Origin of the sequence: Priestia sp. YIM B13490, assembly GCF_042787735.1 — a bacterium.
Lineage (GTDB): Bacteria > Bacillota > Bacilli > Bacillales > Bacillaceae_H > Priestia > Priestia megaterium.
Genome location: NZ_JBHZOT010000002.1, coordinates 590,942 through 611,901 on the forward strand (window position 1 = coordinate 590,942; position 20,960 = coordinate 611,901).

Below are 20,960 nucleotides of genomic sequence, written 5' to 3' on the forward strand. Positions count from 1 at the left end.
TGTTATTCCTCCGCTTGTAGTCGTCCATACGTTTTTTGCAATATGAAGTAGGACGGCTTTATTCGTTCATGAAAAGTTGGATACTCCCAATTTCTCCACTTATATAAGTAAAAATCTTTTAATAAAAGTTCTCCTTTTTTCTGAGTCGGAAACGTATCTTCTACGTCATTGCTCTTCTTATTAACAGCTACGACTCCCACTTGAATCCCTTTTATTTTCTTGCTGGATTCTAATCCTTTTTTGGACCAAATATCTCCCATTATTTCTTTTTGACTCGGGTCTTTTACATTTAAAAGCGCCCAAGGAATGCGAAGTTCAGCAATTCCACTTGATTCATTTACTTTAAAATCTGCTAGCGAATCAAATGATGAAGAGTTAGGATCGCTGTTTCCTTCTTGGAGCTTCCCAGTTTCATAGGCGTCAAAAGGAATGGTTCTCTTGTTTTTCCCCTCTCCAATCGCTAACTCTTTGTTAAGGGCGAGCCTGATTGGATTAAACATGCCGTTGTCTTTCGTATCGGTTCCTTTTACGGCCGGAATCATTTGAAGCTGATGAGCATATGAAAAATAATACGTATCGTAATAGCTGTCTATCCATAAATGACTGTCTTCTTTCCCGTTTAATTCTGCTACAAAATCAATTCCTTTTGTTTTTAAGGAAGGAATTTGAGGAATCTTTGACTGTCCCTGATTGTTAATCGTGTTAAACAAGAAATAAAGCTTTTGATCTTCCAGTTCTTTTGCACTCACTTGTAGATATAGATAACCTTCATCACTTGTAATGTTCAATGCTTTTAACTTTTTAGACGGCTTATATACCGACTTGCTGTTCAGCTTTTTCCAATCATCTGATTTACCGTCTACTTTGACTTTCAGCTTCGTTCCTGGATCAAAACTCAGCAGTCCAAAATGCTGCTCTCCCGTTTGCAAATTCGTCCAAAATGGCCTTCGGTTCGGATTGTCGTACTCCATCGTATTCCACGTTCGCTTAAACCATTCATCTTGCCATGTAAAGACCATACCGCCAGCCATTTTTTCTTCGACAATGTCTTCGTATAAGCGTGACAGAATCTTTCCTTGTTCTTGTTCCGTGTGAAAGCCTTGATCCCACCCGTATACGTTTCTATGGGTGAGTCCTCGCGAAGCCGGAATACCAAATTCAGCAACAAGAACGGGCATATGATGAACTTCTTTCATATTTTGCAAATAGCCTGCGTAGTTATTTTTCTCTCCTCGATGATCTCGATAAGCGAGATAACGAGGTTCATAGTTTAAAAAGTCAGGATAGTACGGATAAATATGATAAGAGGCAAATAAGCCCGGCTCAAATTTTTTAGTTGTGTGAATTAAATTAGGATTAACGGACACTTTATCTTCGTCTTCAGAAGGTTCATATGGATGAGTAAGCAAATCCGTCGTCACCCAGTTCGTAAAGCTCATAGGCCGCTGCCAATCATATTTATCCTGCTCATAGGAAATTGTTTTTTCCATAAGCTGAGCAAGCCAAATTTCAAAAGGGTTGCCTTTTTCGGTATAGATGTACTGCCCTTTAAAATCTTTCATTCCTTTATGTTTTTCATTTGTCGAAAGAGCTACCGTGGGATCCCATTCAACTCCTATAATCCATCCTAAAACATAAGGAGACACGTCTGCTGTGTACGTTCCGCTTGCATGTCCCGTCCGCTTTGGCAGTGTTGCCTTTCCGTGAATAACGTTTACAATCCTTTTCATTTCAGCTTCAAATTCTTTTGTATTTTCCTTTGCAAAAGCATCTTGTGAATCATAGAAAACTTCTTCATTTACCCATACTCCATGAAAAAGATAAATGGGTTCTTTGGCTTTTTGATTATACTCAGCAAGCGCTTCATAAAAGGCGGGAGGATGAATGGTGTATACGCGGATTGAGTTGGCATTCATCTTTCCAATTTCTTTAAACCAGCGCAAATATTCTTCTTTCGAAATAGCAGTCTCACCGGGGAAATATCCTGGCTTACTAATGCCCATATTTACTCCTTTAATCAGCAAATCTTGCCACTTGCCATTTTGATAAACTTGCAAATAATCTTTTCCTACTTTCCCTGCTACTTTACGGTCAGCATCTTCATAGATTTCCATATTTTCATTAAAAGTAACAGAAGCAGGCTGAGATTCATTTTGCTGTTGATCTATGATCTTATTCATAAGAGACAGATAAACAGTCCAGTAAAAAGAAGACTCATCTTCTTTTCCGATTTTCTCTGTCCATTTCTTCCACACCGGGTAAAAAGAGGTTTGATAAATGGAAGGTACTTCTCCTTGATCTGCAAAATCTCCTGCAAAGTAATAGGTATCATATCGCTCTTTATTATGATGAACGACTGCTGGTATGGACAAAGGGATACCATTTTCCTTTAGCTTGTTTTCTCCTTCAGAATCCAAGTGAAAGACAAACTGAGCCTGCACATCACTTTTTTGCTGGGGTGTAATTACGTCAAACCAATATTGATAAGCAGATTCATCCTGTAAATTCAATGTTTTATTTCCTTGTTTTGTATATTGAAACCATACTGGATTTTCTTTTAATTCTTTTTCCGTTATAATAACGAGCTTATTGGATTCATTAACGAATAATAAGCCTTTTCCTGTAAGGCTCCACTCTTTGTTGTACTGCTTTTTGTAAGCACTTTTCACCCAAGCAGGAACTTCTTCACTGCCGAATTCCTCAAAGTAGCGACCAATCCAGCCAGACCACGTAACATTGTACAATTCATACAGTTCTTTGCGAACGTCTAAAGAAGTAGGGCTTCCAAATGTATTAAACTCTCCAATCAGCGTGTTTGTACGTCCATTCAGCGCTTTCTTAACGTAGCTCACGTCTTCAGAAGTCATGCCGCCATACACCAATTGAGAGCGATCTCCTCTTTTAGCTTTTACGCCTAAATCTTCTTTGTATACACCATACGTGTCGGTGATATAAATCATATCTGCAGAGTTTGTTTTTGGCAGAGATTTAATGCTGTATGTTTTATCTCCTTTTGGGTAAAACCCTGCATAATCTTTTGAGATTTCATAAGGCTTCCCGTCTTTGCGTACTTTCGCTTGATTCAGCATCCACATTAAGCCTTGATGCTCTCGAAACGTTTGATCTGGCACTGTTTTATCAATAACAAGCATATTCAAATCAGTTGGTTTCTTTAGCTGCCAAATAAGAAATGGAGAAGCCGTTATCGCCATAACCAAAATAATGCCGCCGATTAATAACCATTTTTTCATTGTGAAACTCCTTTTCGCTGCATGTCTCCCCAGCCTTTTTTATTGCGAATAACATCCAACAATCCATGACAGCGCCATATAACAGTTAGTGGGCGATACCAAAAGGATTCAGTCAGGGAAAAGACAAATAGCTTAGCAATATCGGATACTTTTGGATATTTACGAAGGCTCCACTCTTCTAGCAAAACGGCCGCCATTGAATAAAGAGAACCATATACAACCATTAAAAGAAAAAGCAAATAAGCAAATTCTACATAAATCCCGCCTACAACTAGAGAAATAACAATAAACAAATAGCCTAACATTTCCATGACCGGTCCGATTAGTTCAATAAACACAAAATAAGGCATAGAAATCATTCCGATGCTTCCGTATTTCGGATTAAACAGCATCTCTTTATGCTTCCAAAGACTATCAAATAAACCGCGGTGCCAGCGGTTCCGCTGTCTTCGCAAATATTTGATTTCATCGGGTGCTTCTGTCCAGCATACGGGATCTGGAATATAAACAATTTGATTGTTGGTTTTTTTCTGTTTAATCAGTCGGTGCAGGCGAACAACAAGCTCCATGTCTTCGCCGACCGTGTGAGAATAACCCCCAGCCTCAATCACCCAGCGTTTAGAAAATACGCCAAATGCTCCTGACACAATAAGCAATAAATTATGGCGACTGAGACCAATGCGTCCCATAAGAAATGCACGTAAATATTCAATAATCTGCATCACAACAAGCGGCTGTGTATCAAGTCCAATCGATACGACCGCACCGTTTTCGATTTTACATCCATTTGCAATTCGAATACTTCCCCCTGAAGCAATTACTTCTCCGTCTGAATCAATAATTGGCTTCATAACTTTTAAAAAAGCATCTCTTTCTAACACTGAATCGCCATCGATCGAACAAAAATAAGGATAGTTGGATAAATTAATTCCTGCATTTAATGCATCTGATTTTCCCCCATTTTGTTTATCGACTACATATAAATAATCGTATAATTTAGAACGATATACAGCTTTTACTTCTTTCGTCTCTACTTGCTTTCTCACAACTCGATTCATTTTCACAAGAGAAAACTCCTCGATTAGCTTTTCTAACGTATCATCTGAAGATCCGTCGTTTACTACAATTACTTCATATTCCGGATATTCAATTCCAAGCAGCGAACGCACGCTTCCAATAATCCCGACAGATTCGTTATAAGCGGGAACTAATATAGATAACGGTGTTGTATAGCTAACCGCAAGCAAATCTTCATAAGGTTCTTCATCATTTAATTGATATTGCTTTCGCAGTTGAAAAGCAGAGATGATAAACATCATAAAATAAAAACAAAGCACAAAAATCATATAAGCAAATACAGCCCATCCGCAAATGGACAATAAAAGATGCCAAACACTATTCCACAACCGTAACTCCTCCTTTTTCAAGCCATTCTGCTGCCATATCTTTCGAAAACTTGTCATCAGTCGTTTTGTATACTTGAACTAAGTATTCTTTACCTGTTGGGATTTTCATCATTGACTGAGCAGCATTCGAACGCACAAGAAAATGAGAATCTTTTAGCGACTGCTCAAGAAGTGACAATCCCTTCTCATCTCTCGTTTTGCCTATTAGTTTTGTAGCCATCATTCTTTCTTGCCAAATACCTGACTGAAGATGGTTCGTGAGCTCCTCTATTCTTAATGGAAAAGATAAAGCATTAAGTGATTTCAATGTACGAATTCGCAGTTCTTCTGATGAACTTTTCATGTGCATTTTTAAGAAATCTATATACTCTAACTTATGATTGATACCGATCATATCGATAAGAGGCAGCTGAATTTCTTCTTGTAGATTTTCAAATTTATTAATAAATTGCTGAAACTGCTCACTGTTCATAGTTCCAAACAAAGAGCGGTACATAAATTCAGACAGCGGTCTAGAAGCGTTTGTCATGTACACAACAAACTCAGGGCGGTTCAGCTTAACTAAAATTTTTAAAATTTGATTTTTTTCAGCCGCTGTACTATTTTTTTTCTCATACATTTCTACTAATTGGTCTGTTAGCGTAGTTAGACCAAAATCTTCAATAGCATAAAGGGCATTCATTCTGACACTCCATCTAGAATGATGCAGCTCTTTTTTATATTTGGGTGTAAAAACCTTCTCCGCATAGAGCGTGATGTTATTTAGAATTTCATCGCCTTGTACAGCTGTAGAAAAACCGCTCAATAGTTCCTCTACACCCGCCAGCTCTATTCTATTTTTAGGCTCTAACCGATGTTCTTCATCATTTCTGTATAAATAAATAAAAAGAGATTCTTTCATACTATCTTTATAGAATTCTACTTTTGCTCGAAAAGCGTTTAAACGCGCTTTTTGAATAAGTAAATAACTCAGAAAACAGACTAAAAGCAATAGCAATCCGCCAAATAAGACATATACCACTTGAATTGACATCGCCATTTATTTCACCTTCTTCATTAAATGACGCACGCGCGCTTCAAGCTCCATTAACTTAAATGGCTTTGTCATGTAATCGTCTGCCCCAAGTTCTAATGCTCTTTGAATATCTTGTTCGCTGTTTCTTGATGTAAGCATAATAACCGTATACTGATCGTAACGTTTATTCTGTCTTAATTTTTGCAGCACTTCTAAGCCATCCATTTTAGGCATCATTCCGTCTAAAATAACAAAGTACTGATCGCTAGAATGAATCCATTGAGACTCAAAAAATTCAATGCCATCTTTGAACACTTCTATTTTCACTTCATAGCGATCTCCTACATCAATCTTACTTAAAAGCTCTTTCAGCATCGTTCGAATGATAGAATCATCATCAATAATAGCCATACGAAGCGTTCGCTTTTTAACCAGCTTGCTTTGAGAAGAAGCTACAATTTTTTGACGTCCTGATTCCTTCGCTATATATAATGCCTCATCAGCTTGATGAAGAGCTTTTTCTAACGGCCATTCAGTGTTATGAACTTCTACAACTCCGCCGGAAAAGCTGCAATAAAACGAATTGCTTTGATGTGTGAACACTTTTTCCACAAAGAAATCCAACAGTCTATTTAATACTGTTTCTGCCTCTTTTATATTGGTTTTTGGCAGTAAAAGAATAAATTCTTCGCCTCCATATCTAAAAATGTAATCTGTTGGACGAATTTCATGCTTCATATACTCTACAAATGCTTGCAGCACACGGTCTCCCATAAGATGTCCATATCGATCATTTATTCTCTTAAAGAAATCTAAATCTAAAATCGCTAAACAAAAAGGATCTTTTAAGCGGTCGTAGCTGGATAGCTGCTGACTGTAGATTTCTTTTAAATACGTTCGGTTATAGGCTCCTGTTAATTCATCAAACATTAAATAGGAGTTAAACATCTGCTTTCGTTCAATATGGTGACCAATTCGAAGTAGACTTTCTTCCATATCGAGAGGTTTAACAAAAAAATCATCGGCCCCTAATTTAAAAGCCTTCAAACGCGTCTCTCTTTGATTATCAACGCTCATCATGACAATGGGGACGAACAGTTGCTTTGTTTTATCACGTAAAAATGAAAGAATGTCAAAGCCTGTACAGTCTTTCATATGTACATCAACAACAAAACAATCCGGCTTTAATTCGTAAAAAGCCGTAATGGCTTTTTCTTTAGAGGCAGTTGCTAATACGTACCACCCTTGTTTTTCAAACTGTTCTTTTAAATACATCAGCATTGAAAGATCATCATCCACAAGTAAAACATTCGCTGTTTGTTCACTAATTTCTATCGGTTTATTTATGTCTTCTACGGATTGAATTTCATCTTGATAACAAATTTTAATAATATCTAATAAAAATGTATTCAACTCCGCGTAACCCCAGGTTTTTTTCTGATTTTTTTCAACAGCTTCCATTAACTCGCGGGAACGATCTCCTAAATAATTCAGTCCAATGGTTGCAGACGTTCCAGAAATTGAATGCAAAAAGCGGTACACTTCTTCATGAGGTATTTCTTCATTTTGATCGGTCCACTCTTGCAGCTGCTTGCGGACATTAGCTAATAATGCAATTTGATATTTATCCATCTTATACACCCTTTGTTCGATATAGTTAACACTTACCCCATATTACTCCATCCATTTTTCTATAATATTTTGTAAGTAAATGAAATATTTTCTTACTTGTATTTTAAGTATGTTTTTTCCAAATGAAAAGCAATTCCTTTTTAACCATACTTTTCCTTCAATGATTTTACTTTAAAATGATTCTTTTTTCACCCATTATTTTTTCTACCCAATAAGTAAAATGACCTGTTATCTTCTTTATAAATAGACCTACAACCTTATTGACAAAATTAATGAGTCTTTGTTACCCTTATACACGTTGTGAAAAATTTAAAAGTGAATGCTAAGGAAAGCAGCCGTTTTGATGAATAATCAATCAAATCAGGTTCTTTCCTTTTTATATTTTTACTAAGGTAGATACTTTGCTAAATAAAGTTTCGCTTTATACACCGTGTCCTCTTTGTCATAGGCGCACTTAGACCGAAAACAGACGGAAAGGAGTATAAAATGTTTACTCAGCTTACAGAAAAAAACCAGAATGCAGAAGAACTAAAAGAAACACTTGATGATTTAGAGTTTCAGCTATTTCGCATGCAGGATAATTTAAAAGAAATTGCTAAAAAGTATGAAGTTATTGGTGTCGATCAGCCTGAAGATAATCAGTTAGTTATTGTATCGGCACAAAATGACGGAAACGCATGTAAAATTATGCTAAATGAATGTACAAAAGCCTATAGAGGGGCTTGGGATTTTGCCATCGATGGCGTATATGAAGATAATCACACGATTTTTATTGGTGACATTAAAGGGCCCGCTAATAAGGGATATGGCTCTGTATGTATGAATTATTTAAAAGAAGTAGCGGTTGATCAAAATGTTCATGTCATTAAAGGCGATATCGCTGAGCGCGATTGGGATCATCTCGAAAGATTGATTCATTTTTATGAAAAACATAACTTTGAGGTGAATATTGATTATACGAATAAGTGCGGAGAAATTGAGTGGACTCCAGCTTATCAATAAAAAACGAACAGACGCTGTCTGTTCGTTTTTTATTTGATATATGCTAAGCTTTTTTTAATGCTGCTAAGTGGACTTTCTATACAGTGATCTTGTTCAACGATCCACCATTTTACGCCTGCTCTATGTCCTTCTTGCATTACACCCTTTACATCTACTCCTCCGGTACCAAGAGGAGCAAAAAACTGCTCGCCGTCTGTTGTCATATCTTTTAAATGAATAAAAGGCGTACGATTTTGATAATGCTGCATCCACTCCACTGGATCTTCACCTGCTTTAGTCAGCCAATAAATGTCCAGTTCTACGTTTACCTCAGTTTCTTCTAAGATTGTTTGGAGAGCTGACTTTCCAGTTGACAATTTCTTCAGCTCAAAATCATGATGATGATAGCTAAACGACATACCTTCTTTTTTACAATACGTATCAATATCATTTAAAGAATCAATAAGCACGTGATATCCTTTTTCAGTTTGACGTTCAGGCATTAAATAAGGACAAACAATATGTGAATTTCCAACTTGCTGTTCAAAGTGAATCACTTGCTCTAAATTAGATTCTAATTGTTCAAGCGGCACATGACTAGAAGCCGGCTTCAGCTGTAAATCCGTTAACCATGCTTTTACTTCTTTTGCTGTATATCCTTCGTACCCTGCAAATTCTACCCCTTGATATCCTAAAGCAGCTACTTTTTGAAGCGTTCCTTTAAAATCTTTTTTCATTTCTTCACGCAGCGTATAAAGCTGAACTCCTACAGGTATTTCTCCCATCTTCTCTCCCCCTGTTCATTGAGAAAGCTCCTATAATAGGAGCTTCTGCTTTTATTTTACTGCACTTCCAAGCATTCCTGAAATAAAATGACGCTGAAGTGCCAGGAAGAAGACAATGATTGGAATGGTTGCAATTGTTACTCCCATCATTACTTGACCGTAATCAATAATCGATAAGCCAATTAAGCTTGAAAGAGCAACTGGTAATGTAGCCATTTCGTTAGATGTAGTCGCAACTAAAGGCCACATAAAGTTATTCCACTGTGTCATAAATAAGAAAATAGCTGCTGCAGCCATAGCAGGCTTCATAGAAGGAAGCACAATAGTTAAAAAGATTCTCATCTCTCCAGCTCCGTCCAAACGAGCTGCTTCAATAAGTTCCGTTGGAAAAGCTAAAAAGTTCTGACGTAATAAAAAGATAGCAAACGGAAAACACAGCTGCGGAACAATAAGTGCAAAATACGTGTCAAGCAAATTAAAATTCGACATCAGCTGAAAAAGTGGAATGAGCGTTGCTTGATATGGAATCATCATAGACAATAAAAGCGTAGTGAAAATTGCGTTTCGGCCTTTGAATTCAAATTTAGATAGCGCATATGCAGCTGTGGAGCAGACCATTAAAGCTACAATCACATACACGACTGAAACAAATACTGAGTTAAAAAAGACGCGCCCTAAATCAATTGAAGCATTTAAATTTTGTAGATTTGTCATAAATTGATCGCCAGGCTTCAGCGTTGGAGGGTTTGTAAACATTTTTCCTGATTCATTCGTAGCGCCGATAAACATCCAGTAAAAAGGAAAAATTGAGATAATCGTAAACAGCCCAAGCAAGCTGTATAGTCCTATTTTACGCATGATGTGCCTTTTCTTTTTGACCTTAGGAACGGTAACTACTGCGGTTGCTTCTACTCTCTCTAATACACTCATGATTTATCACCCGTAAATTTAAATTGGAAGAACGTTAAAATACCAACTAATAATACAACAACGTACGCAATGGCCGATGCATATCCAAAATCAAAGTATTTAAAGCCATTTTGATAAATATATAAGCCTAGCGTCATAGTAGAATCAGCAGGGCCGCCTTTTGTTAAGTTAAAAGGTTCGTCAAACAATTGAAGCGTGCCAATTGTTGATAAAATAGTAGCAAACAAGATAACGGGTTTTAATTGTGGAACCGTTACGTGGAAAAACTTTTGAATACGATTTGCTCCATCTAAATCAGCTGCTTCGTAAACTTCATGAGATAAACTTTGAAGAGCTGCTAGAAAAATAACCATGTTATAACCTGTCCATCTCCAAGTCATCGCAACGATGATTGAGACTTTAGCCCAAAATGGATCTCCCAGCCACTGAATGGCATCGATACCGAAAAACCCTAAAATAGTATTCATAATTCCTTCATCTTGAAGAATGATTGAAAACAAAATAGAGTAGGCAACTAGTGACGTTACTGCCGGCAAGAAAAATGAAACTCGGAAAAAACCTTTTAGTCTTAAAAGCTGACTGTTTAACGCGTTAGCTAGTACAAGAGCTAATAAAATCATAACGGGTACTTGAACGATTAAAATAATCCCCGTATTCCCAAGCGCTTTCCAGAAAATATCATCTCCGAGCAAACGTGTATAGTTTGATAACCCGGTAAATACATACTTTCCGCCTTCCATACTCTGAAAGCTTAAAACAAACGATGAAAAAATAGGGTAGATTGTAAACAGCGCGAACAGCAAAAGTGCTGGAGCAATAAATAAGTAAGGCAACGATTTATTTGTCTTCATGATGACCTCCTAGTACCGCAAGAAGAAGAGATAGAAGGCAATTTTCCATAAATCACCTTCTATGCTTCTTGATTATTTTTTAATTCGGTTTTCTAAGCGTTTTTGAGCTGCTTCAAGCGAGTCTGTAACACCCTTACCATTTGTTACTTCTGACACAGCTTTGACTGCTTCACTGTTTGCAACTGAGTAATTGCCCGTAAAATTAACCGGTTTAATATCTTTCATTTCATCTGCGAATGTTTTCCAAATCGTCTGATTGTTAAAGTACTCATCTTGTGCAGTGAATAATTTTGAAGAGTATACGGTATTTAATGATGGGAATAATCCGCCCTTCATCGCTTCTTCTTGAACTTTATCCGTTGTTGAGAAATACTCCATAAATTTGTACGCTTCATCTGCTTTTTGACTAGTTGCTGAAATCACATAGTTGCTTCCGCCTAAGTTAGAAGCACGGTTACCTCCTTCTTCAAACGAAGGTAATAAAAACACTCCCCATTTTCCTTTTAAATCCGGAGCCTGCTGTGTAATAGAACCGGATAGCCAAGCACCGGATGGTGAACTTGCTACTTTACCTTCTGCTAAGGCACTGATTGAAGCATCCCAGCCCACTGTATTTTTAACAATGCCTGCTTCTTTTAACTTCTTATTTAACTCCATTGCTTTTTTCGCTTCTTTAGAAGTTAAATTTAGCTTTCCTTTGTTATTAAAGTAGAACGTACCTTGCTGTGTCAGCGTCATTCGGAATAAGCCATCGTCATTATTAAAATCTAAACCTAGTAAATCAACGCCAACTTTTTCTTTAATTTTCTTACCAGCTGCAATATAATCATCCCATGTTTTGATACTGTTTGGATCTACGCCTGCTTTTTCAAAGTAATCTGTGCGATAGAATACGCCTGTTGGACCTGCATCAAACGGGAAGCCGTACATATCTCCATTCTTTGATAAAAGGGCTCTCTTAAATTCAGGAAACTTATCTTCTTGCTTATCAAATCCTTTTTTAGATAGGTTTAAAAATGCTTTTGGAAATGCATCTAAATATCCTTGGAAACGATCGTCTTCTACTAATACAATATCAGGAAGGCCTTTTCCGCCAGCTTGCAATCCTGTTGTTAGTTTTGAATAAACGTCTTCACGTCCCATATCCACTACTTTTAATTTAAAACCTGGATTCTCTTTTTGATATTCTGCTGCTGCTTTCTTTAATACCGGTACGTTAATATTCCAAGCCCATGCAACAACTTCTTTTCCACCGCTACCACTTGTTTCATTAGCGGCCTTTCCTCCGCATCCTGCAAGTACTAGGGTTAAAATGAGTGCAAAACTGATTAAACTAAACCAACGTTTCAATGAATACCCCTCCTATAATCTTGTCTCCTAGTGTGGCAAGTTTTTTTGTAAACGCTCATGACTCTTTTTCGAGAGAATTATTGAAAAATAATTCTGTATATTGAAAGCGTATACAATTTACTTAATCTAAATTATATGAATGAATACCCTTTTCCTCAATGGTAAATATAAAAGGCAAAAACCTTACATTTTTGCCTTTTTCTAAATTGATTTTGTTATTATGGTTTCTATTAACTTTTTCGTTCATGAAAAAAAGCGAATGTACTGTCATTGTTGAAACAGAACACAATCGCTTATTTAAAAAAATCCAATGTATACTATTTTTTTGCTACATAAGTAACACTTTCTTGCTTATTTAGGACGTTCTAAGGAAAATAATTGCCCCAATTTACTATAGTTAGAACCCGCAAGTCGGCTGACTGGCTTCACACGTTCTGCAGAAACGCGATCGTTTTCTATCACTTTTTCACTAATATGAAACATCACAACTTCACCGATAAACAAATCTGAGCTGTATGCCTCATCCGTTCCTAATGGCACAATTTGGTGAAGCTTACATTCCATCCGAATGCTGGCTTCTTGAATTCCGGGAACCTGCACTTTTTTGCTCGGTGCTAGCGTTAACCCTGTTTCTTCGACTTCACTGACGGAAGAAGGATAAGAAGATGCCGCTTGATTCACCTGTTCCACTAAGTTTTCGTCTACAAGATGAACTACAAATTCTTTAGATGAACTAATATTTTTGGCCGTATCTTTCGTCATTTGACCTTCACTTCTCGAAACTGAAATGGCAATCAGCGGAGGCTCTGCCGCAACTACATTAAAGAAACTAAACGGTGCGGCATTCACTACACCGTCATCATTTTGACTTGTAACAAACGCAATCGGCCGGGGAATGACGACCCCTGTTAACAAATGATAATTGTCTTTTACACTTTGTACCGCTGGATCGACTATCTTCATTTTACCCACTCCTTTTCTTCGATTTACTTTATTGTATGGTAACGAAAAGAGTATAGATTAGCTAGCAACTTGCTCACTAAATATGCAAAAAAGAGATTGAGACATAACTACATCCATCTAATCCGAAGACGAACAAATGGGAGTAATGAGCTGGTATCGATCACTTGTGACACCGCTGTTGATTTCCATGTAAGGCTTCGCTTTCCACGGGCGACCGATGAGCCTCCTCGTCGATTACGGGCCTGCGGGGTCTCATCACTTCCTCTTTTCCCTCAGGAGTCTTCGCCTTCCTCTCCAATCAACAGCTAGAAGCAACTAACTAGATGAAACCTACGTTCACTACAACAATGAAAAAATCCGAACGATTCATCGTTCGGATTTTCCTGCAACTAAAATATTTTCAGCTTATTTCTTTAATTTAACACCGTAATTTTCACTGTACGACGTCCAAATGCTTTTGCAGCTGACTCGGAAGGTACTAATACGTCAATTCGATATCCTTTAATCGCACCGCCCGTATCACCTGCTGTTGCCACTCCGTATCCTTCTACGTATACTTTTGAACCTAATGGAATAACGGATGGATCTACCGCAATAATTTTATGAGTGCCTGAACTCACATTTTGTCCAGTGGCTGTTACGCCGCTACACCCTGCACAATTAGCTGTATAAGCTGTTGCTTCTACATACATTTCTTTTCCAGAATGCTTTTGTGTGCTTTCTTCTTTTTTCGTTTCTTTTGCTTCTGAAGAAACGGTTGCTTTCTTCTCTGTAGCTGCAGCTGTTTTTACTTCTTGTTTTGGCTCTGTTTTTACTTCTTTTTTAGCTGTTGCCAGTTCAGCTTGACGCTTTGCTTCTGCATCAGCCTCAGCCTTTTCAGCTGCCTGCTGTTTTGCCACTTGCTCAGCTTGCTTTTGAGCTGCTTCTTTTTCTTTTGCAATCTTATCTTGAATGCCTGTTAATTCAGACTGAAGGTTTGCTTTTTCTGAAGAAGCTGCATCAATTTCATTTACGACCGTGCTGTACTTTTCTTGCATAGTTGTTAACGTTGCTGTTTGTTTGGCAACGTTTTTATCTAATTCAGCTTGTTTAGCCGCTAAGCTACCTTTTGCTGCTTTTAATACTTTTTCTTGCTTATCAATTTCTTTTTTATCTTTTTCAATTTGATCTAAATCATTTTGATGCTGCTTTAAAATATCATTATCTGCTGACAATAACGTTGTGACAGCACCCATACGTGCAACAAAATCTCCAAAGTTATCAGCATTCATTAATGTATCAATAACAACGCTTGTTTTATCGTCTTGCTGTAAAGCAACTAATCGATTTTCAATAATATCTTTACGACTTAACACTTTTTCCTGAAGCAAAACGATTTCTTTTTTCTTTTTCTCAATCATTTTGTTCGCTTCTGAAATCTGCTTTTCAGTCGATGCTAACTCTTTTTTATTGCTAGAGATTACTGTATGTAATGAATTTAATTGTGATTGAATGTTTTGAACATCTGAATTGATAGACTGTTTCTCTTTCTCTTTTTGTTGAACAGCCTTTTCTGTTTCTTTAATTTTATTTTCAGTACTCTGGAGCGCTTCTTCATTCGATTGGGCGTGAGTCTCTGTGATGCCGGTCATGAAGAAAATTCCTGTGACTGCTGCAAGAGTCATACGCTTAAAAATTTTCATAAAGTAATAGTCCCCTTTCCTCATAGACTTAGTTATACCATAAAAAACTATCTGTTTATGTTACAATACAGTTAAAAGTTTCCCATAATCTGTATAACCAAGAATCTCTTTCTGGGAATTCATCACCAAAATCCCTTGATAGAGAGGTTTACTGTTTATTAAAAAAGATATATTTTTGTCATAAACAGGGCAAAATCACTCTTTAAAAATAGAAATAAACGCTTATTATTACAGGTATATTACAAATTTTTCACAGAAAATTATGTGTTTCAGCGTCTTTTTTCGGTGTTTTTTACTTTTTATTACATAAATTCCACCTACATAATTCCTACACTATTTATAAAGTTGTGACTTTTTCACTTCTTTTTTACACTTTATATACATAAAAAGACGCCCATAAATCAAATGAGCGTCTTTTTTCTACACACGTATAAAACCATTATTTGTCAGGTGTTACTAGTTTTAAAGGCACTGGAATTTGCTTATCTACCTTTTTGCCTTGAAGAACATTTTTAGCAGACTTTACGGCAAGTTTGCCGATTAAAACAGGCTGCTGGGCTACAGTTGCTCCTAGCTTCCCTTCTTTTACCGCTTTAATTGCATCGTCGTTTCCATCAAACCCTACTACTAGCACATCTTTTCCTGAGCTGTTAATCGCTTGAATAGCTCCTAATGCCATTTCATCATTATGAGCAAATACGGCTTTGATACCAGGATTTCCTTGAAGAACATTCTCCATAACGTTTAAGCCTTTTGTACGGTCAAAATCAGCCGACTGTTTAGCCGTAATATCTAGCTTTTGATCCGCAACGTTGTGGAACCCTTTTCCTCGTTCACGAGTTGCTGAAGCTCCCGGCACGCCTTCAAGTTCTGCTACTTGAGCTTTTTCCCCTACTTTTTTCACAATGTAATCAGCAGCCATTTGACCACCTTTTACATTATCTGAAGCTACTAGGGTTTCTACTTTTCCTTTTTCTGCTGAACGATCTAGTGTAATAACTGGAATACCTACATTATTAGCCGATTGTACAGCTGTTGAAATAGCAGCTGAATCCGTTGGGTTAATAAGCAGAATGTTAACACCTTGCTGCATTAAATCTTCTACATCGTTAATTTGTTTTGCTGAATCATTTTGAGCATCTACTACAACTACTTCCATGCCCAGTTTTTTTGCTTCTTTTTGTACCCCTTCTTTTAGCGAAACAAAGAACGGATTGTTTAATGTAGAAACGGATAAACCAATTTTAATATCTTTTAAATTTTTACTTTCAGATGGTTTCGCCCACTCAGGAGGCTGAAGTGAACAAGCCCCTAACAGTAATAATGAAAATGATAATAGCACGAGCCAAATTTTCTTCATGTTTTTCCCTCCTAAGCTGACTTTTTGCGATCAATTAATACCGCGATTAAAATAACAATTCCTTTTACGACCATTTGGTAAAAGGACGAAACGCCGAGTAAGTTTAAGCCGTTGTTTAACGTTCCGATAATCAGCGCACCAATTAACGTTCCAACAATGCGTCCACGTCCTCCAGAAAGGCTTGTTCCACCCAGTACTACTGCAGCGATAGCATCTAACTCGTAAGACGTACCTGCCGTTGGCTGAGCAGAGTTCAAACGAGAAGTCAAAATCGCTCCTGATAGCGCTGCCAATAATCCTGCTAGTGAGTAGATCATAACCTTAACTTTTGGTACTTTAATTCCTGAAATAAATGCTGCTTTTTCATTTCCTCCGATTGCATATGTTCTACGGCCAAACGGCGTTTTATGCAAAATCACCCATAGGACAGCAAATGCTAGTACCATCGTAATTGCCGGAACAGGAATACCTAGAAAATAGCCGCGGCCAAATAACTGGAAGTAATAGTTTTCGCCTAACCCCGTAATCGGATTTCCATCTGTATAAACAAGCGTTAACCCTCTAAAAATTGTCATCGTCGCTAGCGTTGCAATAAACGGCGCCATTTTTCCTTTTGTAATAAGCAAGCCGTTAATCATACCCATTACAGCTCCTAACACACATCCTATTAAAATAGCTAAAATAGGATCTACACCTGACACAATCATACCTGCCATTAACGCACTTGATAAAGCAAGTATAGAGCCAACCGATAAATCAATTCCGCCTGTTAAAATGACAAACGTCATACCGAATGCAATTAAGGCATTAATGGCTACTTGACGCAGCAAGTTTAAAATATTTAAAGGTTCTAAAAAGCTTGGATTTAAAATCGATACAATGACAATAAGAATAAATAGACCTAGTAACGGACCTAGCTTTTGCATCACGTTATCAACGCGATTTTCTTTTATCGCTGTGTTTGCTTTCATTTTACTGACCTCCTGTTGCAAATGTCATAATTTTTTCTTGAGTTGCTTCTTCACTTGTCAGTTCACCTGTTATTTTCCCTTCATGTACAACCAAAATGCGATCGCTCATGCCCAGTACCTCTGGAAGCTCTGAAGACACCATGATAATAGCCACGCCTCTGTCTGTCAGTTCATTCATAAGCTGATAAATTTCACGCTTTGCCCCGACGTCAACTCCTCGAGTTGGTTCATCTAAAATCAGCACTTTTGGTCCAATGCCAATCCACTTGGCAATAACTACTTTTTGCTGATTTCCTCCCGATAAGTTACCCGCACTCGTCTCAGACGACTCAGTTTTGATCGTTAAACGTTTAATAAGTAAATCTACAAATTGCTGCTCGCTTTTTTGTTCAATAAAGCCTTTTGGCGAAAAGCTGAATAGACTTGGAAGCGCAATATTTTCTCGAATAGAAAAATCCAGGACGAGCCCTTCTGTTTTACGATCTTCTGTAATGAACCCGAGACCTAATTTAATGGCTTGGTCGGGCTTTGTGATACTGACCCGTTTGCCATTTAATATAATTTCGCCTTTTTCTAACGGATCAAGCCCGAAGATAGCGCGCATAATTTCGGTTCTGCCAGCTCCCATTAGCCCCGCAACACCGACAATTTCTCCTGATCGCACTGAAAAATGAACGTCTTGAAATGCACCTTTTCTCTCCAAGCCTTTTGCTTCAAATACAACGTCTCCCTTAGGAGATGTCCTAGCAGGAAATCGATCCGTTAGCTCTCTTCCTACCATTTTGCGAACAACATCATCGAAGCTGGTTTCTGGAATCGGCTTTTTGTCTACCGTCTGTCCGTCACGCATGACCGTAATGGAATCACAAATAGCGAAAATCTCTTCCATACGATGTGAAATATAGACAATCGATACACCTTGTTTTCGCAGCGCATTAATTACGTCAAATAACTTTTGAATTTCTCTTTCAGTAAGCGCTGCGGTTGGCTCATCCATGATAATGACCTTTGCATTCGTCATCAGCGCTTTAGCTATCTCAATCATTTGCTGCTGTCCGACAGAACAAAGTCCCGCTTCTTGATCAAGAGGAATGGTCACAGCTAATTTTTCAAACTGCTTCTTTGCTAACGCTTTCATTTCTTTTGTTTTTAAAAAACCTAAAGGCGTTTTTAATTCTTTGCCGATAAATAAGTTCTCAAGCACCGTCATTTCAGGCCAAACGTTCAGCTCTTGATGAATAAAGGTAACTCCGTTTTGTTCTGCTTCTTTTGGGTTTTGAAAATACGTCTCTTTGCCATCAATCAGAATCTGCCCTTCATCTTTTTTATGAAGGCCGGTTAAAATATTCATCAGCGTAGATTTCCCCGCTCCATTTTCCCCCATTAGTGCGTGAACTTCACCTTCATGTAATTCAAAATCCACGCCCCTTAGTACACGGTTTGCTCCAAAGGCTTTATGAATCCCTCTCATTGCAATATGCATGCTGTTCACCTCTTTTAAAAAATAACTCCCGCTTGTAAAATGCAATTTGCATAAGGAGTTGCTTCTCCTGTACGAATCACAACTTTCGCTTTGCTTGTCAGCATTTTTAATTGTTCATGCGATACTTCTTCTACTAAGATGTTTTGCTTCTCCATCAACTCGTAAGCCTTTTGATTTCTTTCTTTCATTTCAGAAGCAATCACTATTTTTTCTGTAGCCATATCTTCTAACACAGCTACTACTACATCTTCAAAGCTAGGCACCCCTAGCTTTAAAGATAAATCAATTTTAGGCACGTCACTCGGAACAGGTAACCCTGCATCTGCAATGACAATAGTGTCTGTATGACCTAGATCTGTTAGTATTTTCGTAATATGACTGTTAATCATTCCGTGACGTTTCATTTACAGACTCTCCTCCACTTCTTTGCGAGTCGGCATACCGCCTTGCGCACCAAATTTAGTGACGGATAGCGAAGCTGCCCGATTAGCAAACTGAATTCCTTTTTCAAAACCCATTCCTTCGGCAAGTGCCACAGCAAGCGCTGCGTTAAATGTATCTCCTGCTCCTGTTGTATCAATCGTTTCTACTTGATAAGAAGGAACCAATACTTCTTTCTTGCCGTTAAAATAGCGCACACCTTGTTTTCCTTCTGTAATAAACAATTTATTTGGATACTGTTTTAATACTTCTTCTTTTTCTTTTCCTTCAAATAAAAGCTCTGCTTCATGTTCATTTGGAGTGATGTAAGAAACTTGTTCAATCACTTCTGCTTTTAATGGTCTTGCAGGCGCCGGATTTAACAAAAGCGGTACTTTAAGTTCCTGACAAAGCTCAGCAACATATTCAACCGTTTCTTCTGGAATCTCTTGCTGAATAAGTACGATATCCGCTTCTTTAATTTTTTCTTTTGCTTTTTCCACGTAGTCTGGAGTAATATAATCGTTTGCTCCTTTGACAACTACAATGCTGTTATCTCCTTCAGCGAGTATAATGTGCGCTGTTCCGCTATCTGAATCTGTAACCGGTTTCACATTTTTCACGGATACACCGTTTGATTTGAAATTCTCCAGAATTGCTTTTCCGTAATGATCTTCGCCCACACACCCAATCATACTCACATCAGCTCCAAGACGGGCTGCTGCAACAGCTTGGTTCGCTCCTTTTCCTCCGGGAACAGTTTTGAATGATTCTCCTAACACTGTTTCTCCAGCTCCAGGACGAATATTTGATGTTACTACTAAATCCATTGATGAACTTCCAATCACAGTTACTTTAGCCATGTTCCTCAACCTTTCGTGTCGTATTTCGTTCAATAAACGTAACGGGTAGTTGTACTTGCTTTTGAATTAAAGGTTCTTTCTTAATGCATTTTATTAACAGACCTGCTGCTTGCTTGCCCATTTCATAAGCAGGCTGACGAATTGTAGACAGCGCTGGAAACGAAAAGCGGCTTTGCGGAATATCATCAAAACCAATTACTTGTAGATCATCAGGCACGCTTTTTTCTAATCGAAACGCCTCGTGTAAAACGGCTGTGGCTACAATGTCATTACTTGCAATAATCCCGTCCGTTTCAGGGTACTTTTGAAAGATTTCCTTTGCCCATTTCTGCGCATCGTCAAACGCTAGAGAATTTGTATTTAATACGTAAAAGTCTGCATCAGACTGACTCAAAACAGACAGAGAGCCTTGAAAACGTTCCTGGGCAGGCTTTACATTTACTGGACCTTTGATAAGTGTAATTCTTTTACTTCCTCTTTTGATTATTTCTTCTGCAGCAAGCTTTCCACCCTCAAAACCATCAGCATAAACGGATGGATACTGTTCAGAACTTCTATCTAAAAACACGACGGGAAATGTAAGACCTTCATATAGTTTCTGAGCTAGACTTGTTGTTGCCGTGATCATCCCTACTACATGGTTTTGCGTAAACGTTTGGAGATAGGTTAATTCTTTCTCTAACTGCTCATCACTATTGCCAAGAATTAAACGAAATCCATGGCTATGTACTTCATCTTCTATTCCGCGTGCAAGCTGAGGGAAAAAAGGGTTTGTAATGTCTGGAAGCAAGAGACCAATCAAACGAGATTCACGTGTATAAAGCGAACGGGCTACCTCGTTAGGGCTGTAGTTTAATTTTTGAATTGTATTCATTACTCGCACACGCGTGTCTTCTTTTACATATCCTGTACTGTTTAAAACGCGCGAAACGGTCGCAACGGACACGCCTGCTTCTTTTGCTACATCACGAATTGTTACCACTTTATTTCCCTCCTTTCATATATGTAACCGTTTAC

The 20,960-nt window shown here is 37.9% G+C and carries 17 protein-coding genes; 1 reads left to right on the top strand and 16 read right to left on the bottom strand.

Annotation, left to right across the window (positions count from 1 at the left end):
• Window positions 1-2 precede the first annotated feature (2 nt).
• From ACFX4R_RS08380 to ACFX4R_RS08395, 4 genes are read right to left on the bottom strand one after another with little or no spacing between them, the layout of a single operon-like run.
• Entirely contained in the window at window positions 3-3,251 is a 3,249-nt protein-coding gene (locus tag ACFX4R_RS08380; protein WP_377569346.1) for a hypothetical protein, read from the bottom strand.
• Window positions 3,248-4,657 (bottom strand): glycosyltransferase family 2 protein, encoded by a 1,410-nt coding sequence (locus ACFX4R_RS08385; RefSeq protein ID WP_043980132.1) that lies wholly within the window; start codon window positions 4,655-4,657, stop codon window positions 3,248-3,250. Before ACFX4R_RS08385 ends, ACFX4R_RS08380 begins: the two co-directional genes overlap by 4 nt.
• Complete coding sequence (locus ACFX4R_RS08390) at window positions 4,647-5,696, bottom strand: HEAT repeat domain-containing protein (protein WP_377569348.1); 1,050 nt, start codon at window positions 5,694-5,696, stop codon at window positions 4,647-4,649. Before ACFX4R_RS08390 ends, ACFX4R_RS08385 begins: the two co-directional genes overlap by 11 nt.
• On the bottom strand, window positions 5,697-7,304 hold the full coding sequence (locus tag ACFX4R_RS08395; protein WP_043980135.1) for a GGDEF domain-containing response regulator: 1,608 nt from the start codon (window positions 7,302-7,304) through the stop codon (window positions 5,697-5,699).
• A 486-nt stretch (window positions 7,305-7,790) separates the two neighbouring features.
• Here ACFX4R_RS08395 and ACFX4R_RS08400 point away from each other — a divergent pair, with 486 nt between their 5' ends.
• Window positions 7,791-8,306, top strand: a complete 516-nt coding sequence (locus tag ACFX4R_RS08400) for a GNAT family protein (RefSeq protein WP_013055642.1) — start codon at window positions 7,791-7,793, stop codon at window positions 8,304-8,306.
• Window positions 8,307-8,335: 29 nt separating this feature from the next.
• On the opposite strand, the gene ACFX4R_RS08405 is transcribed toward ACFX4R_RS08400, so the two are convergent.
• From ACFX4R_RS08405 to ACFX4R_RS08460, 12 genes are all read right to left on the bottom strand, one after another.
• Window positions 8,336-9,070 carry a sugar phosphate isomerase/epimerase family protein gene (locus ACFX4R_RS08405; protein ID WP_043980137.1) on the bottom strand — a complete coding sequence of 245 codons (735 nt, stop codon included), beginning with the start codon at window positions 9,068-9,070 and terminating at the stop codon, window positions 8,336-8,338.
• 51 nt (window positions 9,071-9,121) lie between these two features.
• A complete protein-coding gene (locus ACFX4R_RS08410) occupies window positions 9,122-9,928 on the bottom strand; it encodes a carbohydrate ABC transporter permease (protein ID WP_026106517.1) in 807 nt (268 codons plus the stop codon).
• Window positions 9,929-9,996: 68 nt separating this feature from the next.
• Entirely contained in the window at window positions 9,997-10,851 is an 855-nt protein-coding gene (locus tag ACFX4R_RS08415) for a carbohydrate ABC transporter permease (protein ID WP_013055639.1), read from the bottom strand.
• Window positions 10,852-10,923: 72 nt separating this feature from the next.
• A complete protein-coding gene (locus ACFX4R_RS08420; RefSeq protein WP_043980141.1) occupies window positions 10,924-12,201 on the bottom strand; it encodes an ABC transporter substrate-binding protein in 1,278 nt (425 codons plus the stop codon).
• A 351-nt stretch (window positions 12,202-12,552) separates the two neighbouring features.
• Complete coding sequence (locus tag ACFX4R_RS08425) at window positions 12,553-13,164, bottom strand: flavin reductase family protein (protein WP_043980143.1); 612 nt, start codon at window positions 13,162-13,164, stop codon at window positions 12,553-12,555.
• Window positions 13,165-13,577: 413 nt separating this feature from the next.
• Window positions 13,578-14,846: a 3D domain-containing protein gene (locus ACFX4R_RS08430; protein WP_043980145.1), complete on the bottom strand. Its 1,269-nt coding sequence runs from the start codon at window positions 14,844-14,846 to the stop codon at window positions 13,578-13,580.
• A gap of 439 nt (window positions 14,847-15,285) precedes the next feature.
• The gene (rbsB, locus tag ACFX4R_RS08435) at window positions 15,286-16,206 is read right to left on the bottom strand and encodes a ribose ABC transporter substrate-binding protein RbsB (protein WP_377569350.1); all 921 of its coding nucleotides are present in this window, start codon (window positions 16,204-16,206) and stop codon (window positions 15,286-15,288) included.
• An 11-nt stretch (window positions 16,207-16,217) separates the two neighbouring features.
• Window positions 16,218-17,177: a ribose ABC transporter permease RbsC gene (gene rbsC / locus ACFX4R_RS08440; RefSeq protein WP_025749709.1), complete on the bottom strand. Its 960-nt coding sequence runs from the start codon at window positions 17,175-17,177 to the stop codon at window positions 16,218-16,220.
• Between the two features lies 1 nt (window position 17,178).
• Window positions 17,179-18,660 carry a sugar ABC transporter ATP-binding protein gene (locus ACFX4R_RS08445; RefSeq protein WP_043980150.1) on the bottom strand — a complete coding sequence of 494 codons (1,482 nt, stop codon included), beginning with the start codon at window positions 18,658-18,660 and terminating at the stop codon, window positions 17,179-17,181.
• Between the two features lie 14 nt (window positions 18,661-18,674).
• Window positions 18,675-19,064, bottom strand: coding sequence for a D-ribose pyranase (gene rbsD / locus ACFX4R_RS08450; RefSeq protein WP_013055631.1), 390 nt, complete (start codon window positions 19,062-19,064; stop codon window positions 18,675-18,677).
• The gene (rbsK, locus tag ACFX4R_RS08455; protein ID WP_043980153.1) at window positions 19,065-19,943 is read right to left on the bottom strand and encodes a ribokinase; all 879 of its coding nucleotides are present in this window, start codon (window positions 19,941-19,943) and stop codon (window positions 19,065-19,067) included. It lies immediately after the preceding gene.
• Window positions 19,936-20,925, bottom strand: a complete 990-nt coding sequence (locus ACFX4R_RS08460; RefSeq protein ID WP_162213680.1) for a LacI family DNA-binding transcriptional regulator — start codon at window positions 20,923-20,925, stop codon at window positions 19,936-19,938. Before ACFX4R_RS08460 ends, rbsK begins: the two co-directional genes overlap by 8 nt.
• Window positions 20,926-20,960 lie beyond the last annotated feature (35 nt).

What these genes read in the sequence shown, in the direction of transcription:
- ACFX4R_RS08380 (WP_377569346.1), bottom strand. Translation starts at nt 3,251, where the DNA reads ATGAAAAAATGGTTATTAATCGGCGGCATTATTTTGGTTATGGCGATA.
- ACFX4R_RS08390 (WP_377569348.1), bottom strand. Translation starts at nt 5,696, where the DNA reads ATGGCGATGTCAATTCAAGTGGTATATGTCTTATTTGGCGGATTGCTA.
- ACFX4R_RS08395 (WP_043980135.1), bottom strand. Translation starts at nt 7,304, where the DNA reads ATGGATAAATATCAAATTGCATTATTAGCTAATGTCCGCAAGCAGCTG.
- ACFX4R_RS08400 (WP_013055642.1), top strand. Translation starts at nt 7,791, where the DNA reads ATGTTTACTCAGCTTACAGAAAAAAACCAGAATGCAGAAGAACTAAAA.
- ACFX4R_RS08405 (WP_043980137.1), bottom strand. Translation starts at nt 9,070, where the DNA reads ATGGGAGAAATACCTGTAGGAGTTCAGCTTTATACGCTGCGTGAAGAA.
- ACFX4R_RS08410 (WP_026106517.1), bottom strand. Translation starts at nt 9,928, where the DNA reads ATGCGTAAAATAGGACTATACAGCTTGCTTGGGCTGTTTACGATTATC.
- ACFX4R_RS08415 (WP_013055639.1), bottom strand. Translation starts at nt 10,851, where the DNA reads ATGAAGACAAATAAATCGTTGCCTTACTTATTTATTGCTCCAGCACTT.
- ACFX4R_RS08425 (WP_043980143.1), bottom strand. Translation starts at nt 13,164, where the DNA reads ATGAAGATAGTCGATCCAGCGGTACAAAGTGTAAAAGACAATTATCAT.
- ACFX4R_RS08430 (WP_043980145.1), bottom strand. Translation starts at nt 14,846, where the DNA reads ATGAAAATTTTTAAGCGTATGACTCTTGCAGCAGTCACAGGAATTTTC.
- rbsB (WP_377569350.1), bottom strand. Translation starts at nt 16,206, where the DNA reads ATGAAGAAAATTTGGCTCGTGCTATTATCATTTTCATTATTACTGTTA.
- rbsC (WP_025749709.1), bottom strand. Translation starts at nt 17,177, where the DNA reads ATGAAAGCAAACACAGCGATAAAAGAAAATCGCGTTGATAACGTGATG.
- ACFX4R_RS08445 (WP_043980150.1), bottom strand. Translation starts at nt 18,660, where the DNA reads ATGCATATTGCAATGAGAGGGATTCATAAAGCCTTTGGAGCAAACCGT.
- rbsD (WP_013055631.1), bottom strand. Translation starts at nt 19,064, where the DNA reads ATGAAACGTCACGGAATGATTAACAGTCATATTACGAAAATACTAACA.
- rbsK (WP_043980153.1), bottom strand. Translation starts at nt 19,943, where the DNA reads ATGGCTAAAGTAACTGTGATTGGAAGTTCATCAATGGATTTAGTAGTA.